Below are 21,880 nucleotides of genomic sequence, written 5' to 3'. Positions count from 1 at the left end.
TATTCATCAGTGGGCAGCCTTTTTGAGTTGTAAAATGCTAGGGTTAATATTACAATTTATAGTAGAAATGGATAAGGAGAGTGGTGAAAATGGTTGATTGGCGATCTGACTCGTCTAGTCATTTTAATAACTCGCATCTGAATGGTGCAAACTCGTTGATATCCGCTTCTTGTATCATTTCCTCATTGTTCACGACCTCAAGTACACCTATCAATCCTATTTGTTTATATTGCAAAGCCGCACCTACGAACGACTCTCAATACCTTCACTGTATTTCTAAAAAAAACAAAAAACATTGTCGGACATGTCAGTTCAAGGAGGAATGTAGATGACTCATCTCTATACCACTTATAAAGGTGATGTTTCTCAAAGAAAACATATTGCTGTCGTCAATATTCGTGCTCACGGTCATATTAACCCTACATTGGGAATTGTGGAGGAATTAGTGAAGCGCGGGCATCGGGTCACGTATGTGGTAACAGAAGAGTTTGTGCCTGCAATCGAAGCAACAGGGGCGGAAGCGCGTATTTATCAATCTTTGTTCCCGGCTAATATCACTATGAAAAGGCAGCGTGTAGAAGACTCGCTCGATGCCATGGATTTATTTTTCAAAGAATCACAGCAAATGCTGCCGCAGCTAGAGGAGATTTACAAGGATGATCGCCCTGATCTAGTATTGTTCGACTTTATGGCTTGGATAGGGAGTGTGGCAGCTGCGAAGTGGGGCGTTCCTTCCATCCAGCTATGTTCTTCCTATCCTAAAAGCAAACAGGACAGCATGGATGAAGCGATGGATCAGCTTCCTGGATTTGCAGATTTCAAAGAAAAAGTTGCCCAGTATATTGATGGTCTCCAAATCGCAGGGATAACGTTGGAATCGGTGATGTTCGGCAGAGAGTTATCCCTCATTTTCATGCCTCGAATGATCCATTACGCGGGAGAAAGCTTTGATGAGCGGTATCAGTTCGTAGGACCTTGTCTCCGTACAGAGCATAATCAAGTGAATTGGAATGCGCCGATAAACGGACAGCCTGTCCTTTACATCTCTCTAGGAACTGTATTTAACGATTGGCCTGAGTTTTTCAATCAATGTATAGAAGCGTTTGGTCATACACCGTGGCATGTTGTCTTGGTCATTGGCAAACAAATTGATCGTGATCAATTGCTGGAGATTCCTGACAACTTTGAGGTACATGAGAGTGTGCCGCAATTATCTGTATTGAAGCATGCCAAGTTATTTATTTCTCATGGAGGCATGAATAGTACGATGGAGGCGATGCTGCATCAAGTCCCGCTTGTTGTGATTCCACAGATGTTGGAGCAGGAAATAACAGCTCAACGTGTGGCAGCATTGGGGTTGGGCTATTATTTGAAGCCGGAGGATGTAACTGTAGATACGCTGCGTGAAGCGATTAAGACGGTTGCAGGCAACGAATGCATGTTAGCACGGGTTAAGCAAATGAGCCAACAAATTGATGATGCAGGAGGAACTGCGCGTGCAGTGGAGTTGATTGAACAGCGGCTATTTGCATTGGTGAATGCTAATTAGAACGAACAACATACAAACGAGAAGTTCTCGTTTGAACGTAAATAGGAATAGGAGCAAATAAAATAGAGGTAGCCGATATTTGTGCATGAATGATGTGCATGCATCGGCTTTCTTTATTTTTGGATGGATAAGAGGAAAATATTTCTGCACTTCTCTTGACCCTCACGCTACGTGATAGCTTATCGTGTTGTTCGACAAGAGCGCGGCACAATGAGGCTGACGAAATGTGAGGAGTGAGTATACATGAATATTCAATGGGTGGATACGTTCAAACAATATGAGCAGCTTTATCAGCTTCCTATGGAAAAGCGCCGTGACTTTTTCCGATATGAAATGATGGGGCCGTTCGAAAAGATGTGGAGCACGATCCAAGTGCCGATGAAGCCAGCGACAGAAGGTGGCTATGATGTTGTCATGGCGTGTGAAATGATGGGGATTTTAGCGTTGGATGAAGATGAGCGTGGCTTAGCTGCTGTGGACATGATCAGAGCTAATCAAGCGGAACAAATCTTGCAGCGCTCTTTGCAGGAATGCGTTCACTATGCGGAGCAGGGCGGATTAAGCGTAGCAAGGGAACAACTGATAGCAGGGTTGTATTTTGGGAATCCAGAAAAGTTAAAGCCGCATAATGGCTACTCTGGATTCGGCGGTATTCCGGGTTTTATTCAGCTTTACATGTATCCCAACGAGTACAATCTCAAGCGACTTCCTGCTTTGATTGCGCATGAGTTCCATCATAATATACGATTCTCGTATTTTGATTGGAGCCATGGGGATGTCACGTTAGGGGAATATATGATTATTGAAGGACTGGCTGAATCATTTGCAGCTGCGATGTATGGACAGGAGCTTATAGGGCCATGGGTGACCTCACTAGATGAGGATGATCTTGCTTATTCAATCGAAGTGATGCAGACTGCGCTTGATAAGAAAGGATTCGATGCGATAAGCGGCTACATGTTTGGCGATGAAGTAGCCAAGGCACAAGGGTATACGCCAGTTGGGATGTCTTATGGCGCGGGCTATGCAGTTGGTTATCATATCGTACAATCATTTCTCAAACGCAACAACATTAGTATTACGGAAGCAACCTTGATGAAGGAATCGGACATTATTCAAGGCAGTGGCGTGTTCAATTTGTTCAATTGATGAGAGGCAGAGTGATTGGCAGTAATTCGGTTCTGATATCGTATTTCCATCGTAATGTAATAGAAAAGAGCAGGCCCCGACTTAGCATCGGATGGCTTGCTCTTATTGTTCGTACGATATATATCCTCTTCTGCGTCGAAGCCATGTTGATAATCCAAACGGTGCGTACAAAATAATAAACATCACAAAAGCGACGGCTTCTAGCGATAAAATATACCATGGATATGGACCTAATACGTCCAGCAAGGATGCTGTTTCCGGCTTGCGAGCCAAGAACATATAGTTGCCGCCAGTCAAGTAATTAATAGAACCAACGACGACAAGGAGCACGTTGAGGAACAGCATAGCAAGCCCGACCGACTTCCAAGTTGGTCGATATTTTTCCACCCACACCATATACAGCACCGCTAAAATGATGACGATATGAGCCAAGAAGAACTGTAGAAAACGGAAATGAGGGAATGGATATCCGAGTGCCGGTGTTAACAATGCTTGCAGCGCTCCACCGATCCCTGTAAAGTAGACGATGTTGAAAATAAAGCGGCTGCGAAATAGCAGCATAAACACACATAAGTATAGCGAAATGCTGCATAACTCCAACGGAAGGGTATCGGATACGTCATATACACCGCCTGCCACATACCATATATTTAGCGATACCTCTGCTAAGACAAGCAAGCCGATTAACGTAAATCTAATGCGCTTGCTGCGCTGCTCATCCCGCAGCCAAAATCGGCCCACATACAGCAGCACAATGGAAGCGGAAAAGAGAAGCAGCGCACCGAGATGAGCAGATGAGAACGCTTGGAATGTGTTCGGATCATAGGTGTCGAACCATGAAACCATTAACAACGCCCCTTTTTTTCTTGTAAGCCTTTCCTTAATAATTCCAATATACTATAAAATCCCAAATTAGACTCTAGTTAATTTCACTATATGTTTTTCATTCACTCGTATCGTATTTAGCTTAGAAGCAGTGTTTTAGGTGGAATCAGCTAATCTTGCATGTATGGTGCGTATACAGTGTAGATTAGTGACAATTATGCAGTTATTTTATCTATAAATGTGCTTATTTAGGCTATTAGCGTCAAAAATACATTTATTTTGGCTTATTTGGCCATTCCGAGTGTCAAATCGGGAAATTAACTGCATATTTGTCTTAATCTATCTCAAAATGACGTTTTTCTCATAAAATAGCTGCACTTTTGTCCATACAATCATGATTTATGTACTCATGTGTGCACTCATTACTAATCACCTATGAGGGGTCAATAAAAATAACCTTCCATCTCTAATACTATAGAGTTGAAAGGTTATTTCATTGTTATTTGTTGTTCTTAAGAGTTAGATTTGTGCGTTACTTGTCTTCTCCGATAATTCGAACTTCTGTCTCCAATTCAACACTGAAGCGCTCTTTCACGGTTTGCTGCACGTGATGAATAAGCGCGATATATTCAGTAGCGGTAGCCTGATCGACATTGACGATAAAGCCAGCATGTTTCTTCGATACTTCTGCACCGCCTACACGAGTACCTTGAAGTCCGCTCTCTTGAATCAGTTGTCCAGCAAAATATCCAGGAGGGCGCTTGAACACACTGCCACATGAAGGGTATTCCAATGGCTGCTTCGATTCACGCAGATAGGTCAATTCCTCCATCTTTTTCTGAATCGGTTCCGCATCAGCATGGACAAGCTTAAATGCAGCCTCCAATACGATATATTGTTTGCGTCCGATTACACTTGTACGGTAGCCAAGCTCAAGCTCTTCTTTCGAAAGACGAAGTAGTTCGCCTTCTGATGTCAGCACGAGCGTATCTTGCAATACATCTGAGATCTCGCCGCCATAAGCTCCCGCATTCATATAAAGTGCTCCGCCTACAGAGCCAGGTATGCCGCAGGCAAATTCCAGGCCAGATAAACTTTGCTTCAGTGCAAACCTGGAAACCTCAATAATAGCAGCTCCGCTTTGCGCAACGACGATCGAGTCAGACACACGAATGTCTGTCAATTGCTCGAAACTTAATACGATTCCGCGAATACCGCCATCTCGGACAATGACGTTGGAGCCAAAGCCCAAAATAGTAATGGGGATATCATGTTGACGAGCGAAGCGCACGACTTGGGCTGCTTCCTCATAGGTAGCTGGCGTGACGAACAGATCTGCTGGTCCGCCCATACGAGTGTACGTATGTTGACATAATGATTCTTCAAGTTGTATCGATGATTCAGGAATAATCGTTAGTAATTGTTTATAAAGTTCAAGCCATTTACTCATATTGTTCATCCTTTATGTGTGATTAACCCTATCATTATATCAATCATTGACGGAATGAGCCATGATGGAATATACATCGGATAATTCCAGTCCGTCATATATCATATGTACATCAGCCTTTGTAGTTGCTAGTCCAGATAATGGAGTATACCAGCGCACTGTCATATTTAGGAGCAGTGATGGATTGATGGTAAGCCTGTCTGGCACAGTAGAGGGATTATAGGATTCGCTGTGAAAAGCGCAGGCTGCCAAACAATAATTTGTTACTCAACACAATAGACGGATGTATCGTAATTTGTTCATTATCATTAAAATAGAAATGACGCATTGACTCTGACGTAACGTTATAGTTTATTCTACAAATACGAGGTGATGAAGAGATGTACAAAGTAAAAGAGATAGCGGACTTGGCGGGGATCAGTGTGCGCACACTGCATCATTACGACAGCATTGGACTGTTGAAACCACAGAAGATGGAAGAGAACGGGTATCGATATTATACGGATGATGATTTAGAGCGGCTGCAGCAAATTCTCTTTTTTAAAGAGTTAGACGTCCCGCTCATTGACATTCAGCGCATTATCGACCATCCAAGCTTCGATCGCAAGCACGCCCTCGTCTCTCATCGGAGCATGTTGGTGCAGAAGAAGCATCGCCTCGAACGATTGATTCATACGGTTGAGGAAACCCTCCAATCGATGAAGGGAGCTATTGCGATGACCAAAGAAGAAATGTTCGAGCCCTTTGATATGGCTGAAATAGAAGAGCATCAGAAGAAATATGAGCAGGAAGTAGAAGAAAAGTATGGACACACGGATGCTTATAAGGAATCCATAGAGAAAACATCAACTTACACAGCTGATGATTGGAAGCAAATTAAGCACGAGTGGGACTCCCTCTATAAGCAAATCGCGGAGCGAATGGACAAGGGTCCTGCGGATGAAGAGGTGCAGGCGTTAATTAGCGAATACCGCTCATTGATTACAGGAAATTTCTACAATTGCACGCTGGAAATATTCCGCGGACTTGGAGATCTATATACGTCAGATCCGCGGTTCACCAAAAATATCGACAAAGTTAAGCCTGGATTGGCATCTTTTTTGCAGCAGGCGATGCATATCTATTGTGATGGTCAATAAACGAAGCAAACGAAGCCGCTCTGGCTTCGTTTTTTTATGTACCTCTACTTCATTGGGGTCATGATGACGATAACCAGCACGATTGTTTGATAGAGTTCATACAATAGTAGAGAGAGATTCCATTCCTAGTTGGAGGAGGTGGAAGTTATAACTACGTTAATATCTCATTTTTACAATGAAGAGTACTTACTTCCGTGGTGGTTGATGCACCATACCAAACTATTCGATCACGGCATTTTGATTAATCGAGGCTCAACCGATCGTTCTGTAGAAATATGCCGCACATTCGCGCCTCATTGGGAAATACGCAATTCCCGTGTCCCTCAATTCGATGCGATCGAAGCGGATCGTGAAGTGATGGATATCGAGAAAGAGCGTAAGGGTTGGAAGATGGTCTTAAACACGACTGAATTTCTTTGTGTTCGCAATAAAGAACCATTTTTCAATTCCCTCAACGATAAAGGTATGCGCATGTATTTAATCAAATGGTTTCTGCTCGGAGATCCTCCGAATTACCCTTATAGCGACCCTGTCTATTCAGCGCCTTTAGTGCAGCAAAGGTTCCATGGGTTCTTCTCACGTGACCCCAATCAACCTTATATGGGTAGACTGATTCACAATTATGAACATGGCGGCTATACGATTGGTCGGCATTGGTCGCCGCATCCGTTTACTGCATACGACGGGGCTGCCTATGTGTTTAAATTCGTTTACAGTCCGTGGAATGAGGCGATGCGGCGCAGAAAGTTGCAAATCGGTCCTACTCTTTCAATGCACAGTCTCCTAAACAGCTATGGTGCCCAGCACATAACGACGCCGGATATGTTGGAGCACGCTCGCCAGCGATTTGCCCACGGGGTGGTAGATTTACGGTTGCTTCCCGAATACCAATCATTATGGCAGGATTCTACTTAGCAATGGAGTTGAGTTGGAGTGTTAGTCATTCCCCCATGCTTAGGAGCAAGTGCGAGGCTTCTTCCTTAGCAGCACCCAATAGGGATACTGTGCATAAAGTGTGACAACAACAATCGGTTATTCCTATTGAAAGTATGGACAGCTAGGGGTGAAGGTGAGTGAAAGCAGTTATTCTCGCGGGTGGATACGGAACACGAATTGGTGAGGAGACCAACTTAAAGCCGAAGCCGATGGTTGAAATTGGAACACAGCCGATTTTGTGGCACATCATGAAAATATTCAGTCACTACGGAATTGGTGAGTTTATTATTTGCTTAGGCTACAAAGGTCATATCATTAAAGATTATTTCTACAACTACCGACTGTACCGATCTGACTTCACGATTGATATGGATAAGGGCGAAATTACACATCATGCGACCAACGCAGAACCATGGAAAGTGACCTTGGTCGATACAGGCGAAGGAACGGATACGGGTGGACGTGTAAAGCGAATTGCAGATTATGTAGGTGACGAAACCTTTTGTCTAACCTATGGGGATGGGGTAGGCAATGTAAATATAGAAGAACTAATACGATATCATAAGCAGCATGGAAAGTTAGCTACCGTTACAGCGGTTCAGCCGCCAGGCAGATTTGGCTCCCTTTTGATTGAGGATCAAATGGTGGTCAACTTTAGGGAGAAGCCTGTAGGTGATGGCGGATGGATTAATGGCGGATGGATTAATGGCGGTTTTTTTGTTTTGGAGCCTACTGTTTTCAATTATATAGCAAATGATCAGAGCGTATGGGAAACGGATGTGTTAGTGAAGTTAGCTGAACAGAATCAATTGGCGGCTTATCGTCATAATGGCTTCTGGCACCCTATGGATACGATGCGCGATAAGAAAAAGCTGCTGTCGTTATGGGAAGATAATCAAGCGCCTTGGAAGGTTTGGTAATATGGCGGAACATCCTTTTTGGCATCAGAAAAAAGTATTCATTACTGGGCATACCGGCTTCAAAGGAAGTTGGCTTACACTTTGGCTCGCCTCTTTAGGTGCGCAAGTAGTCGGTTATTCACTCCCTCCCTCTTCAATCCCTAATTTATTTGATGCAGCAAAAGTTTCAGAACTATGCATATCCATTCAAGGGGATATCAATGACTATCCATCCTTATTACATGCTATGACTAAACACCAGCCTCAGATCATATTCCACTTAGCAGCTCAACCGTTAGTCCGACCATCTTATAGGGAACCTGTTTATACGTTTGCTACCAATGTATTAGGCACCGCCAACGTGCTGGAAGCGGCGAGACAAACGAAAAGTGTGCAAGTCATCGTGAATGTCACGAGCGATAAGTGCTATCAAAATGACGGGCTTGGACATCGGCATTTCAAAGAACAGGATCCACTTGGCGGACATGATCCTTACAGTGCTAGCAAAGCATGTGCTGAAATAGTAAGTGACTGTTATCGCAAGTCCTTTTGGGCTAGTGGCTCTTCATCCCAACCAGCATTGGCAACGGCAAGGGCCGGCAATGTAATTGGTGGAGGGGATTGGTCGGAGGGGCGGCTGTTTCCAGACATCGTTAGAGCTATTGCTGCAAAGACTTCGCTTCCCATAAGAAATCGAACAGCGATTCGACCGTGGCAGCATGTGCTGGAGCCGTTACAAGGTTATTTGCAGTTGGCTGAAAAATGCTGGGGCAATAGGCAGTATGCTGAGGCATGGAATTTTGGCCCCATTTCTCAGGCTCATGTAACCGTTGATGAATTAATCCGTCTAACCTCCAAGCATTGGGGTGAGCCATTAAATATTCAATATCAATCGTCGGAACAGAACTCTTATGAAGTGCCGATCTTGACGTTAGACAGCAGTAAAGCGGTCCAACAGTTAGCGTGGCAGCCCAAACTATCGATAGAGAGAGCTGTTGAGTGGACGGTTGCATGGTATCAACAGTATCAAGCGGGGGCAGATATACGCCTATTTACGCAGCACCAAATTGAGGCTTATATCAAGGGAGAAGGAGTGTAGAGCATGGCACATTCAACCTGTCGTGTTTGTAAGGCGGCGCTTACGCATACGTTTCTAGATTTGGGAGTGTCTCCTCTTGCCAACTCATTTTTAACGGCTGACCAACGAAATCGTATGGAGCCATTCTATCCTTTACACGCCTACGTATGCGATGCCTGTCTGCTTGTTCAGTTAGGAGAATATGAATCTCCACAACAAATATTCAGCCATTATTTATATGCTAGCTCCTACTCATCCAGTTGGCTCAAGCATGCGGAAGCCTACGCGGAAATGGTGATCGAGCGCTTTCAATTGAACAGCGAGTCGCAAGTGATCGAAGTGGCGAGCAATGACGGCTATTTATTGCAATATTTTCACGACCGCAGCATTCGTGCACTTGGCGTTGAACCCGCCTCCAATGTAGCTGAACTTGCAACAGGGAAGGGAATTCCGACAAGAACCGCGTTTTTTGGAGAAGAATTAGCGAAGCAGCTAGTTCAAGAGGGGAGTCAGGCGGATTTATTAGTTGCCAATAATGTGTTGGCTCATGTACCTGACTTGCATGATTTTGCAGCGGGACTAAAACGACTGCTGCGAACGAATGGCGTAATTACGATTGAGTTTCCGCATTTGCTCGAGCTGCTGCGAGAACAGCAATTCGATACGATATATCATGAGCATTTTTCGTACTTCTCTTTGCGAACTGCTCAGAAGCTGTTAGCTGAGCATGGATTGGAGGTCGTCGATGTTGACCAACTTCCAACGCATGGTGGCTCTTTGCGATTGTACGCAAAACATGTAGAAGATGCGGGAAAGGTTGCGTCTCGTGTAGCTGAGATTATTCAGCTCGAGCAAGAACATGGCCTTGATGTACTTTCCACCTATACACAGTTCTCACAGCGAGTAGGGATTAGAAGGCGTGAAGTTTTGAGCTTTTTCACGTACGTACAGGCAATGGGCAAAAGTATCGTTGGTTATGGAGCGCCAGCAAAAGGAAATACATTCTTGAATTATTGCGGTATTAGCAAAGAGTGGCTTCCCTATACCGTGGATCAAAGCCCGCACAAACAAAATCTATATTTGCCAGGCACACGTATCCCGATCAAACACCCCGATGAAATCAAGCGAACGAAGCCTGATTACGTCTTGATTTTGCCGTGGAACCTGAAGCAAGAAATTATGGAGTCGCACGCCTATATAAGAGATTGGGGCGGGCAATTTGTCGTGTTAATCCCTACTGCCCAGGTGTTGTAACCTATGAAGCGGGTTCTAGTTACGGGCGGAAGCGGATGGATTGGCAGGCATGTTACAGCTCAGCTTCAGGGAAAAGGGTTTGACGTGCATGCTACGTATCGAAGTAGGTTGATTCCCAATACGTCGTTGGCTTGCCACTGGCATCAAGTGGACTTGTTGGATGAAGCAGCAGTGGCGAGCCTTATTCGCAGTGTACAGCCTACTCATCTGATTCATCTTGCTTGGGAGGCGGTGCCTCCGCAGTGCTATCGCTCGATTACGAATTATCATTGGGTGCATGCCAGCATGGCCCTCATTCAGCGCTTCGTGGAGAGCGGAGGAACAGACATTGTTGTTGCAGGCAGCTGTGCGGAGTATGAGTGGGAGAACGGGTATTTAGCAGAACAAAGTACGTCTCTTTCTAATAAGACCCCCTATGCAGTCTGTAAAAATACGCTGCGTACTTGGCTGCAATCTTATGCTGAGTATGTGGACTTGAGAGTGTGCTGGGCACGAATATTTCATTTGTATGGGCCGCATGAGTCTGGCAAGCGATTCATTTCCAATATCATTACATCACTGTTGAAAAAGGAAGAGGTGCTATGCACGCATGGCAGGCAATCTCGCGATTTTCTTTATATAGAGGATGCTGCAGCCGCCCTTGTTTCCTTGGTGATGAGCAAGTTGGACGGCATCGTAAATATTGGTTCTGGTCGTCCTGTCCCATTAAGGTTAATCGCCTCCATCATCCAAGAGCAAATGGGGAGCAGGGCTTCTATTCATTGGGGAGCGATTCCATTGCCAGCAGATGAACCTTTATTTGTTGGAGCGAATATAGAGCGATTGCAGAAGGAAGCACATTGGAAATCTGCTTACACTTTGCATACGGGGCTCGCAGAGACGATAGCGTGGTGGCGTCATCATGTAGAGGAACAGCGCTAGCGTGACGATATTTATGATGGTGATCCTCAGTCATAGCGACTAGGGTTACAGGATTCTCCTTATGTCAGCCAAGTGCATGATATAAGGATTATTTTGTTAAGAACAAAGATTGCACTCTAGTAGCATAAACGCTATAGTTAGTAAAAATTAAATCGATGCGGAGGGATTATATTGGTTATCAAATCAAGTGTTTTGCAAATGGAACCTTATATTTCTGGCGTGCAGCCGAAGCGTGATCCAGGTGTAATTAAGCTTAATACGAATGAAAATCCTTATCCTCCCACACCGAATATTCAACAGTGGCTGCAATCATTCGCGCTGCAGGAGCTGCGCTACTATCCTGATGCAACGAGTACGGAGCTGAGGCGAGCAATCGGGGCTGTTTACGGTGTTGATCCTAGACAAGTATTTTGCGGCAATGGATCTGATGAAGTGCTATCAGTCTTGTTCGATATATGCTTTGATGTGGGTGACACGATCGTAACGCCATATCCTACTTACACGCTGTACAAAACGTTAGCGGATATTCACCAATTGCATTGTGTATACGTGGATACAGATGAGCAATTCGAAATCTCGATTGAGAACATGATTAAGCCTAGTTCGCAGGGTATCTTTATTGCGAATCCGAATGCACAGACCGGCAGACTGTTGGAACTGTCTCATATTGAGCAATTACTGCAGCAATATCAAGGCGTTGTCGTGATCGATGAAGCGTATATTGACTTTGCTGAGCCTCATACGTCGGCATTGCCGCTAACAGCGAAGTATCCGAATCTTGTCGTTGTTCGCACCTTCTCGAAGTCGTACTCCTTATGTGGGGCGCGAGTTGGCTATTGCTTTGCGTCAGCTGACTTTATTGCTGCAATGGACAAGTGCAAAGATTCTTATAATATTAACGTGGTAAGCCAGCACATGGCACGTTTGGCTGTTGAGGATCAAGCACATTTTGCTGCTAACGTTGAGCGAGTTAACCAGACAAGAAATAGACTGAACGAAGGTTTGGCGCAGCTTGACTATGATGTATTTCCATCCAACGGAAATTTCATCTTATGCCGTCCTCGCCGCCATCAGGCGAAGGAAATTTATGATTATTTACTCCAGCATCACATTTATATTAGGTATTTCCCTTCACCGCGGTTAAGTGATAAACTACGTATATCGATCGGTACAGACGACGAGATATCTGTGCTTCTCGAAAGGCTGAATCATTATGAGAATACAGTGGCTGCCATAGACAAATAGCAATTGCCTACGCTTCACTAGTAAATGGATTTGCTAGACATGCTAGAGCTTATTTGCTGCGTCCAGATGGTAACAATTATTAGCTATTGCATAGAAAGGGAGTAGTGAGATGACTAGACAAAATGAATTCACAGCTAAAGATAGCACATCCCTAGAAGATAATTTGTCTGCCCAAGTGCTGCAAGGGTTGAATGGCGGATCATGGATTCGCAAGCTGTTTGAAGAAGGCGGGAGACTAAAATCGATTTATGGTGCGGATAACGTTTGTGACTTTTCCATTGGCAACCCGGTGTTGGATCCTCCTGCTTCGTTTTTGAAAGCATTGCAAGAAGAAGTGGCATCCGCAGCACATGGCAGCCATAGCTACATACCGAATCAAGGCTTGCCAGAAGCACGGGTAAAGGTGGCTCAATTTCTGTCTGACCGTTTCGCTGTTTCTATTCGTCATGAGCATGTCGTGATGACAGTTGGAGCGGGTGGAGCATTGAATGTTGCTTTGAAATCGATAATGAATCCAGGAGACGAGGTCATCGTTCTTGTGCCTTACTTCGCGGAATACAAAGGATATATCGAGAACTATGGCGGACATGCAGTACCTTGCTTGCTGACGGAAGATTTCCAGCCAGATATCGAACGTCTAGCCCAAGCGATAACGCCTCGCACAAAAGGGATTATTGTGAATACACCACATAATCCAACAGGAGCCGCATTTGAGCAAGCTCGTCTTGATGCGTTGGGCAAGCTGCTGCAAGACGCTCAGCATAAATATGGACATAGCATCTACATGCTGTTCGATGAACCATACAGCCAGCTCATCTATGATGCACAGCTTGCTAATCCATTTATTAGCTATAACCGTGTCATCGTAGCGAGTTCGTTCAGCAAAGACTTAGGAATAGCAGGCGAACGACTTGGCTATATTGCGCTTGCTGATGATACTCCAAATGCGGAGCTGTTGACGAGTGCCTTTGTATATTGCAATCGCACGCTAGGCTTCGTTAATGCACCTGTGCTTATGCAGCGTGCCGTTGCTCGCATGGACAGCTTAAAGGTTGAGGCCTCTGGCTACCGTGAACGCAGAGACTTAATCGTTAGTGTGCTTGAAGAAGCAGGCTTCACCTTCACGAAGCCGGAAGGCGGGTTCTTCGTCTTCCCGAAATCGCCAATCGAGGATGAAGTGGCGTTCTGTCAGCATGCGGCGCAAGAATACCGCATTTTGATTGTGCCGAGCCGAGGCTTTGGCCTTCCGGGCTACTTCCGTCTATCATTTAGCGTATCTCCTGAGCAAATTGAACGTTCTCGTCCATTGTTCAAGGCGCTGATGAATGATTTTAGATAGGGTTTAGATAGAGCAAATGGTTTTAAATCACATATTGTAAATATTTTTATAGCGGACTCGCCTTTGGGCGGGTCCTTTTTGCATGCGAACATTGTATAATGGCATTGTCGTCTGTTGTCATAACTTGCAACGTAAAGGTTCATGATTCCGTATATATTTGGTAAAGCTACCTTCATGAACGCAAGATGACAAACAACAAGTCGCATGGAACATTTGAACATTTTTAGAATAACAGGCTTGTTTATACCCTTTTCTTTTTATTAACTTTATCAAGTTTTGATCCTTAATTACCGATAAATCAACATCACATTCGATGTAAAAAACATTCAAGGAGGCGAGCGTATGCGACGAGCGAAGCGTAGTGCTTATCATCGTGCCGGAATGTTATGTGCCATGCTCATCGCGAGCGTTATGTTGTTCTGTTATCCGGTTCCCAGTGCTCAGGCAGGCTTGTGGGACTGGATGGAGGGCATATCTGAGATGCCTAAAGAATTCAACGAGCTTAAAGGCCAATATGATCAGATGGAGCAATCTTTAAAAGACTCTCAAGCGCGTTACCAAGAGATGACGGACAAGCTGAACGGAGAGAATGATCAGCTGCGCAAGCAGAACGAAGAATTGATGAACCGTCTGCTCCTATTAGAGGAGCAGGAGCTTAAGCAAAAACAGCAGGTGAACCGGATATTTTTAACGATATTAACAGCTGTCGGTTTATTAATTTTGTATTTTGTATTGACTAGAGTGATGCGTGTGATGGTATGGAGCCGTCACCGCAGTCGATAGCAGGTGCAGCGATGAATATTATTAATGAAGCAGAAGCGGTATTATCACAAGCTTTATCGCTAGAGCTTGCGGCAGGCGAAGTCGTCTATATTCTTCATCCGGGGCAAATTCTCTCCTTCCAAGGTGCTTCTGCACAGCGAGAAGACCAGTTGATGGATATTGCAGGCATTTACCGTAAGCGCAAATTCGTTCAATCCCGTATATCAGGGCCCGTTAAGTTTATGATTGGTTTACCGACGGGATTCAGCATGCAGACGATTCCAATTACGGCGGGATCAGATTTGTTGTTTGAATGGAAGCATGTCATGTTCTACACAGCGGGTATGAAAGTGGATCGTCGAGTCCAGACGTTTAAAAATGCAGTGATTACACGCGAGCTCGTCAAAATGAAGTTTACAGCGGAAGATGGCTTGCTTGGTGTTATTTCTCACGGTCCTCTTTATCGGATGGAGCTTGATCCCGTGCGGCCTACTTATGTCGATGTTGGCTGCCTAGTTGCTTACCCCGAAAATGCACAATTAAAGCCGGTCGTGTACGGCAATACACTGGCTAGTCAGCATATGAACTATCACTGGGAAATAACAGGACGAGGCTACATATTGCTGCAAACGAGCAAATCGGACGGGCAATTGGAACGTGACCTTGAGGGTGGCGGATTTATTAAACGTATTTTGCGTGAAGTTATTCCATTTGGTGGCGTGTTTATAAAATAAGGGGCGATAGAAGCTAATGCAGTTTGTTATAGTACTGCTGTAGATGATCGCTTACCTACAAGTGAAAAGGGATGGCAAGAGTCGTATACTCTCGTCATCCCTTTTTTACGTACATGCCTAATACTTCATGTCTGCTTGTTAATGAAGCAGGTCGATATGCTCTCGAATATCGGTTGTAATATCAGTAATAACTCCATTGACGCCTAGTTTGTAGAAGTGTTCAGCACTATCTACATCATTCACGGTCCACACATATAACGGCTTATTCAGAAGCTTCGCGGAAGCAATAATTCGAGAACTAATAAACGATTGCTCGATTGCGAAATAGTCGACATCATATGGATGGAGCGAACGAAATGCTGCAAACATCACGTAGCCAATTTTGATTTTCGGAGCTGCTGCTCTGAACTCCTGTAGAAATTCATAATCGGTGCTTTGCACATATACTTCATCTTGAATGCCATGTTTATGAATCGTGCTTACGAGGGAAGCGACTAAATCTTGTTCGAAGCCATGCGGCTTCAGATCGATCGTAAACTTCGTCTTACCTTTGAAGGTCGAGATGACTTCATCAAGCGTTGAGATACGACTCGTTAGTCCGTTCTCACGCAGTGGAAGCTGCCGAAGCTCTTCCCATGTGATGTCATAGATCGGAATGTCATGCCCCGTCAATCGCTTCAAATTCTCATCATGGAAGACGACTAGCTTGCCCTCCTTCGTCTGCATAATGTCCAATTCAATCCGGTCTGCTCCTGCTTGCACCGCTCCTTCGAAAGCTTCCATCGTATTTTCGATGCCAGATGAAAGATCTCCACGATGAGCCATCAGAATAAATTCATCTCGCTGAGCAGGTTGTTCGCTTGCAAACAGCATCGTAAGCCCCCAGCCAAACGCAACGCATAACAGCATAATCATCGTAATGAGCTTTCCGCCCTGCTTTTTCACCTGCTGCTTCTTACCTTTTTCACATATCCAGTAGGTCGGATCAATGCCATCTTCATCCGCAGCATGGTCGGCAGGGTCCGTATACTCCATATATACACGAGTTATCGAAATGACGAATAGCGGTGTGAGTAATAAGGACAGAGTATACAATCCTAAGCTCATCATCATGCCAAGTGCCATATCGATTGCGATGTTTTCGCCAAGAATCCAAATCGTTAGCACAAGGAACAGCACAAGCAGTATAAAGAAGAACACAACAATCAGGATCGAAACAAGCAACCATTCCGCAAGTAAAGCGAGCAGGGTGAACTTGCTGCGCCAGAACAGTTTGGCACTGCGACGAACAACTTGGAAGAAGCGCTGCGTTCGTTCTAACACGAGAATAGGCAGCGCATAAATGCAAATTAAGTTCATTGCACCAATGAAAACAAAAAAACCTACAACAGCTACCACTCCCGCCAACGTCTTCATGAGTTCGCCGGTAATGAATTCAGGGATAAGCAGGCTGGGTAGAAGCGAAGCACCAAACCCTGCATCCAAGAGCGGGAAGAGCAGCAGTAAATAGATGGCTAGACCAAGCAGTCCGATTCGACCCAACTGTGGTAGCCGTCCCAGTACTTTCATTAGTACGGCGCGCACACGTACTTCACGTCCTTGAATGCTGTAATAAGCAATATAGACGAGCACGGCGAATTCGGTATAAATAATAGCAATTGCAATGGGCGCCAGTACGATTAAGCTCACCATGCCATATCTGCTGAATAGAAACCGGATGACATCATGGTTGGCAATTGCTTGAAAACCGCCCCAATCCAAGATTTGATTAAATAGAGCAGATAGCAGCGGAATGAAAATTCCGATCGTCAACAATTTGTATACGAGTTCAAATAAAAGTAACGGACGCCATGACAGTTTCAAAACCCGCAGCACTTCGCGGGTCATGCGCATGACTAAGCTTTTTCTAGATGGTATTGCATTGTTCATATCGTTCATCCTCATTTAGTTCATTACATAATCAGACGCAATATAACATACATACACGTCAGAGAGGTCTGTTCCTATTTTTACACATTTTTATGGCAAACGCATCAGTCCAATGCCATCCACCAGTATGTTCCGTTTTTTAAATTACAGCTTGAGATGATGAGAGCCACCTATTCAATATGTACTTACTCTACATTGTGAACCGACAAGTCATATTAAAAATGATGGAGATGTGGATGGGGTGAGAATGGATAGATAATTTTTTTATCGCTCCATTTCGTTTTGATTGTGTGAATATTGAACAGAATACAACGTGGAGATTTCGGTCCCCATCGTTAGCATACTCAATATCAGGAGGCATAAACATTCATGACAAGCTCTAAAAGCTATACGCCAATTGATCCAAAGGATACAGTAATATTGTTCATCGATCATCAAAGTGGTTTGTTCCAAACGGTGCAAGATATAGATGTGCCTACATTGCGCCGCAACGTAGTCGCCCTCGCTAAAACGGCAAAGTTAATGAATATTCCTTCTCTTCAAACGGATTCTGTACCAACAGGTCCAAATGGTCCGTTGATCCCTGAGATCAAAGAAATTTTGCCCGAAATCGTATATGTACCGCGTAATGGGGAAATTAATGCGTGGGATAATCCTAACTTTGTTAAAGCAGTAGAAGCAACGGGAAGAAAGACACTTGTCATTGCAGGTACGCTTACGAGTGTATGTATGGCATTCCCAACATTGTCTGCACTTGCTGAAGGATACAAAGTATATTCAGTGGTAGACTCATCAGGTAACTGGAGTTGTATGGCTACGGATATTACGCTTGCTCGTGTCGTACAAGCAGGAGCGATACCGATAGATACGCTGGCAGTAATATCTGAACTTATGGGAACATGGAACCGTCCTGATGCAGCAGAGTTTGCTAAAGTGCTTGCAGAGTTAATGCCGACTTATCAATTGCTTATTGAAAGCTTTGGGACAGCATTGGAGCTTGGAAAAGAAGCAACAACTAAGGGTGGAGTTTAATTTGTCAGGTTAATAAAAAAAGGCTCCTGAACGTTCAGGAGCCTTTTTAGGAAGGGGGAACTTGGGAACTGAGAATTGGGAATAAACGAGTAATCAGATTACTTCGTCTGCTCTGTAATCGAGCTTGCAGCAGTTGAGCTTGATCCAAATTGAATGCGATAAAGACCCCATACAATAAGCGTAACAATAAACAATACAAGGAAGATATTGCTGTATACATACGCACTTTCATTCATCATAAAAGGATTAAGACGAAGTGAAGTGGAGCCGCTATCAAGCATTTTGCCAATTACGCTCATGGCGATTGCTCCAGAAATAAAGTTCAACATGGAGAACAAGCCCATGCCGACTCCAGTCTGCTCTCTGGTCAATGTTCTGGAAATTGTATTCGACATCCCGATGCTCATAAAGGTTTGTCCTACATTACCAAGCATTAAAATGATTGCGATAGCATAAGGCGATATCCCAACAAATGTGGATAGAAGCATGAAGCATAGCAGCATCAATAATGATGCAGTTTTGATAAGAGCTGAGTTGCCGTGCTCGTCTGCCAGCTTGCCGCCTTTCCGTCCTAGCAGGGCTGCTGCAAGAGCGGCTGGAGTCAGCACGAATCCGATGCTGCTAGCAGAAAGCTCATTTAAAGCAGTCAAATATTGCGGTGTCATAAATGTAATACTGAAGCTCATCGCCGTCGCCATAAACGTAAGCAGCAATCCGACAGAGTAACTTTGATTGATGAACAGTTCTGGCTGTATAAATGGATTGGCAGCCGTTCGGATTCTAATAATGAACAGAACGAGCAGTACAACCCCGCCTACAAGCATCCATAGGTTACTTTGTGTTATCGCGAGAAGAATGAGCGCAACGGTTCCACCTAATAGACCACCGCCAAGGAAGTCGATCGCCTTCGCTTCGCCCTTTGCATCGTCCAAGTATTTACGGAAGAAGGGTAGAGTAAGCAAAGGAAGCAAAGAGAACAAGAACAGCATTCGCCAGCTACCGACGCTAGTAATTAAGCCTGAAACGACTGGTCCTAGTGCACTACCGAGTGCAAGTCCGATAGCAGATGTGCCAAGTGCTCGTCCACGCTTCTCTGGAGAGAAGTAACGAATCGGAATAATCATGGCTATAGCGGGAAGAACAGAAGCTCCCGCTGCTTGCAGAATGCGGCCGACAATAATCATCCAATATTCAGCAGCTAACATCCCTACGATTGATCCGAAGGCGAAGACGAGGAGACCGTACGTCAACAGATCTTTCAGGCGATAGTTATCGGCAAGTTTACCGAATACGACGGAACCTACCGCATAAAGCACCATATAACTGGTCATAATCCAACTAACCTGAGATGGTAAAAGGCTGAATTCGTGACCGATGGCAGGTAAGGCAACGTTGAACATCGTACCGTTCATCACAGAAAAAATTAACGTAACAACAAGTACGCGAAGCAATTTATCGGCGTTAGCGGCTTTGTTCGAATTGATCATGATGTGATGTTTCCTCCATTTCTTGATGCTCCAATTTATGTTGAATGGGCTGAATCAACAGCCGTACCACTTTAAATTGCATTTTATTTCGATATAAAGATAATAAATATGAAAATAGTGTGTAACCTCTCTAATTAATAATACTGAGGCCACACACTATTTGTCAACATCTCTATCGCTTTATTGAATAAAGGCAAGTATCAGTGCTAGGACGAGAAGAACGACAGCTGCTACCATTTGCTTAAACGGATGCTTTACACGGATGTGGGAAATAACAGCACCTACCATGATGCAGGCAATCCAGAGCGCAGCAAGGGTAATCAGTTCTTTATTCCAGAAACCTATAATCAAACCAATAACTCCGACCATAGTCGTTAAGCCAGTTACTACTCGAAACCATTGCGGCAATCTTAACTGTTCAAATGCTTGTACTTGCATAGCTGAACCGACTATTTTGCTCATTCCTGCAAAAAGAAACATAACAATTAATAGTCCTTGAAGAACGTATGATAAAATGGTCATGAAAATTTACCTCCTAGAAATAATGTCTCTTTATTTCGTTCCCTGTGTATGAAATTGATTTTACTATTTTGTTTCGTTATACTTCGTATTGAGCGTTTTGTGAAAGTCTCCCTCCTTACTATGTTAATTTGAGCTGTTACAGGGAAAAGCTCATAATGGGGGTAAGTTGTAATAAGGCGCTAAAACATATATTTAATAGTGAGGAACCTCATTAAGAGGTCTCGCTTTAAAATGCACGCTAGATGAGAATATATTGTATATTGGAATAAGTCAAGGAGGTCTTACCATGATTCCGTATTCAAGTACTCCAGAATCGATAGACATTATTCATGTTCTAATTCGCACAACTTACCACATTCAACGGGAGTTTGATGCCCAACTTTCAACACTTGATGTGCCTTTTCAAATCTCGGGTCCGAGATTGCGGCTCCTATCTACCGTGTCACAATCAGGTAGTATTCGTATGAATGAACTCGCTGCTAAAATTGGAGTCAAGGCTCGTTCGGTCACAGATATTGTAGATGCGTTGGAAAAAGATAAGCTTCTAGTACGTATTCCTGATCCGATGGACCGTCGAGCAACGCTGATACAACTCACGAAGCTTGCAGAGACTCATTTAAGCCAGGTTCTTGCCCTTCAAGATGAAATATCGGATAGATTACTAGGGAATCTTTCCCTTGAGCAGCGTAAGCAATTCCTCGATCTTTTATTTCAATTGAATGAAAATAAAGATCTGTCACAGCCGTGTGAAGGTTTTAAGTAAATATCTAAATAATAAAAATGCACCTGTTACGGAAGACATTGGAGAATCACACTTAGTAAGTGGACCAATGAAAACGATAATAGGTGCGTTTTTAATGTTGAATATGGAAAATAGGCAGTTTGTATACGTAAGTTGTTAAAAATATAGAAAGTTCCTCGATTAGAGCAAGCCCTCAATAGACGCAGCTAGCTTGGAGGGGGTTGTCTGCGGTGCGTAGCGATTAACGACACGGCCTTGTCGGTCGATAAGGAACTTCGTAAAGTTCCATTTCACATCTGAACCGAGTAATCCCTTCTTCTCGCCAGTAACATATTGGAACAGTGGCGAGGCGTTGTCTCCCTTTACATCTACTTTCGCATACATGGGGAACGTTACACCATAGTTCAGTTGACAATGCTGCAAAGTCTCTTCGATATCGCTAAATTCTTGATTTGCGAACTGATCGCAAGGAAAGCCTAGAATTTCAAAACCCTGTGCCTGATATTGCTCATACAGCTCTTGAAGTTCCTTGAACTGTGGGGTAAATCCGCATTTGCTAGCTGTATTCACGATAAGCAGTACTTTATCGCGGTATGTTTCTAGCGAAATCGCTTCTCCAGACGGCTTCTTCACTTCGATTTCGTATAAGGCTGACATTTTCTTTTCCTCCTTATCGGCTCCATACATTCCGTGGGCCAGGCGATATGTTCCTATAGTAAGGCATTAGAGGATGCAGTTCAATGCTGCCCTGCATTCAGCTCACGAGATACATGGACGCATCGATACGGGGTGGAGCAGGATTATGATCTTGGGGGTCGAAAGAGTGAAGAGAATGGATGGTTACAAAAATAATGGATCATTATTTTATATATTTCGTGAGGAGTGGAA

20 protein-coding genes are annotated in these 21,880 nt (G+C 44.1%); 14 read left to right on the top strand and 6 right to left on the bottom strand.

The annotated features are described in order from the left end of the window. Positions 1-328: 328 nt before the first annotated feature. The gene (locus NQ117_RS11200) at positions 329-1,549 is read left to right on the top strand and encodes a macrolide family glycosyltransferase (RefSeq protein ID WP_258278017.1); all 1,221 of its coding nucleotides are present in this window, start codon (positions 329-331) and stop codon (positions 1,547-1,549) included. Between the two features lie 243 nt (positions 1,550-1,792). Further along, positions 1,793-2,698, top strand: coding sequence for a DUF2268 domain-containing putative Zn-dependent protease (locus tag NQ117_RS11195; RefSeq protein ID WP_258278016.1), 906 nt, complete (start codon positions 1,793-1,795; stop codon positions 2,696-2,698). Between the two features lie 102 nt (positions 2,699-2,800). Here the strand turns inward: NQ117_RS11195 and NQ117_RS11190 are convergent, their stop codons facing one another. After that, on the bottom strand, positions 2,801-3,544 hold the full coding sequence (locus tag NQ117_RS11190; RefSeq protein ID WP_258278015.1) for a YwaF family protein: 744 nt from the start codon (positions 3,542-3,544) through the stop codon (positions 2,801-2,803). 511 nt (positions 3,545-4,055) lie between these two features. Then, positions 4,056-4,973 carry a UDP-N-acetylmuramate dehydrogenase gene (gene murB, locus NQ117_RS11185; RefSeq protein WP_258278014.1) on the bottom strand — a complete coding sequence of 306 codons (918 nt, stop codon included), beginning with the start codon at positions 4,971-4,973 and terminating at the stop codon, positions 4,056-4,058. A gap of 380 nt (positions 4,974-5,353) precedes the next feature. Here murB and NQ117_RS11180 point away from each other — a divergent pair, with 380 nt between their 5' ends. From NQ117_RS11180 to NQ117_RS11135, 10 genes are all read left to right on the top strand, one after another. Further along, positions 5,354-6,112 carry a MerR family transcriptional regulator gene (locus NQ117_RS11180; RefSeq protein ID WP_258278013.1) on the top strand — a complete coding sequence of 253 codons (759 nt, stop codon included), beginning with the start codon at positions 5,354-5,356 and terminating at the stop codon, positions 6,110-6,112. Positions 6,113-6,250: 138 nt separating this feature from the next. Then, positions 6,251-7,027, top strand: coding sequence for a glycosyltransferase family 2 protein (locus tag NQ117_RS11175; protein ID WP_258278012.1), 777 nt, complete (start codon positions 6,251-6,253; stop codon positions 7,025-7,027). Positions 7,028-7,185: 158 nt separating this feature from the next. Next, positions 7,186-7,968, top strand: coding sequence for a glucose-1-phosphate cytidylyltransferase (gene rfbF, locus NQ117_RS11170; RefSeq protein ID WP_258278011.1), 783 nt, complete (start codon positions 7,186-7,188; stop codon positions 7,966-7,968). Between the two features lies 1 nt (position 7,969). After that, the gene (gene rfbG, locus NQ117_RS11165) at positions 7,970-9,046 is read left to right on the top strand and encodes a CDP-glucose 4,6-dehydratase (protein ID WP_258278010.1); all 1,077 of its coding nucleotides are present in this window, start codon (positions 7,970-7,972) and stop codon (positions 9,044-9,046) included. A gap of 3 nt (positions 9,047-9,049) precedes the next feature. Beyond that, positions 9,050-10,279: a class I SAM-dependent methyltransferase gene (locus NQ117_RS11160; RefSeq protein WP_258278009.1), complete on the top strand. Its 1,230-nt coding sequence runs from the start codon at positions 9,050-9,052 to the stop codon at positions 10,277-10,279. Positions 10,280-10,282: 3 nt separating this feature from the next. Beyond that, a complete protein-coding gene (locus NQ117_RS11155; RefSeq protein ID WP_258278008.1) occupies positions 10,283-11,200 on the top strand; it encodes an NAD-dependent epimerase/dehydratase family protein in 918 nt (305 codons plus the stop codon). A 171-nt stretch (positions 11,201-11,371) separates the two neighbouring features. Further along, positions 11,372-12,445 carry a histidinol-phosphate transaminase gene (gene hisC, locus NQ117_RS11150; RefSeq protein WP_258278007.1) on the top strand — a complete coding sequence of 358 codons (1,074 nt, stop codon included), beginning with the start codon at positions 11,372-11,374 and terminating at the stop codon, positions 12,443-12,445. A gap of 109 nt (positions 12,446-12,554) precedes the next feature. Then, on the top strand, positions 12,555-13,784 hold the full coding sequence (locus tag NQ117_RS11145) for a pyridoxal phosphate-dependent aminotransferase (protein WP_258278006.1): 1,230 nt from the start codon (positions 12,555-12,557) through the stop codon (positions 13,782-13,784). 342 nt (positions 13,785-14,126) lie between these two features. Next, on the top strand, positions 14,127-14,567 hold the full coding sequence (locus NQ117_RS11140) for a hypothetical protein (protein ID WP_258278005.1): 441 nt from the start codon (positions 14,127-14,129) through the stop codon (positions 14,565-14,567). 11 nt (positions 14,568-14,578) lie between these two features. Further along, on the top strand, positions 14,579-15,280 hold the full coding sequence (locus NQ117_RS11135) for an AIM24 family protein (protein WP_258278004.1): 702 nt from the start codon (positions 14,579-14,581) through the stop codon (positions 15,278-15,280). A 138-nt stretch (positions 15,281-15,418) separates the two neighbouring features. Here the strand turns inward: NQ117_RS11135 and NQ117_RS11130 are convergent, their stop codons facing one another. Beyond that, positions 15,419-17,209 (bottom strand): glycerophosphoryl diester phosphodiesterase membrane domain-containing protein, encoded by a 1,791-nt coding sequence (locus NQ117_RS11130; protein WP_258278003.1) that lies wholly within the window; start codon positions 17,207-17,209, stop codon positions 15,419-15,421. A gap of 369 nt (positions 17,210-17,578) precedes the next feature. On the opposite strand from NQ117_RS11130, the gene NQ117_RS11125 reads away from it, so the two are divergent. Continuing rightward, positions 17,579-18,241 (top strand): isochorismatase family protein, encoded by a 663-nt coding sequence (locus NQ117_RS11125; protein WP_258278002.1) that lies wholly within the window; start codon positions 17,579-17,581, stop codon positions 18,239-18,241. Between the two features lie 98 nt (positions 18,242-18,339). Here the strand turns inward: NQ117_RS11125 and NQ117_RS11120 are convergent, their stop codons facing one another. Both NQ117_RS11120 and NQ117_RS11115 read right to left on the bottom strand, forming a co-directional pair. Beyond that, entirely contained in the window at positions 18,340-19,725 is a 1,386-nt protein-coding gene (locus NQ117_RS11120; RefSeq protein ID WP_375163063.1) for an MFS transporter, read from the bottom strand. Between the two features lie 183 nt (positions 19,726-19,908). Next, entirely contained in the window at positions 19,909-20,250 is a 342-nt protein-coding gene (locus NQ117_RS11115; RefSeq protein WP_258278000.1) for a DoxX family protein, read from the bottom strand. A 286-nt stretch (positions 20,251-20,536) separates the two neighbouring features. Between NQ117_RS11115 and NQ117_RS11110 the strand changes: the two genes are divergently transcribed. After that, complete coding sequence (locus tag NQ117_RS11110) at positions 20,537-21,013, top strand: MarR family winged helix-turn-helix transcriptional regulator (RefSeq protein WP_258277999.1); 477 nt, start codon at positions 20,537-20,539, stop codon at positions 21,011-21,013. A gap of 159 nt (positions 21,014-21,172) precedes the next feature. On the opposite strand, the gene NQ117_RS11105 is transcribed toward NQ117_RS11110, so the two are convergent. Beyond that, positions 21,173-21,649 carry a glutathione peroxidase gene (locus tag NQ117_RS11105; RefSeq protein WP_258277998.1) on the bottom strand — a complete coding sequence of 159 codons (477 nt, stop codon included), beginning with the start codon at positions 21,647-21,649 and terminating at the stop codon, positions 21,173-21,175. Positions 21,650-21,880: the final 231 nt, after the last annotated feature.

Origin of the sequence: Paenibacillus sp. SC116, from assembly GCF_024733555.1 — a bacterium.
In the GTDB taxonomy this organism is placed as follows: Bacteria; Bacillota; Bacilli; order Paenibacillales; family Paenibacillaceae; genus Paenibacillus_B.
Note: the sequence above shows the minus strand (reverse complement) of the source record. Positions and strands in the feature narration are given on the sequence as shown.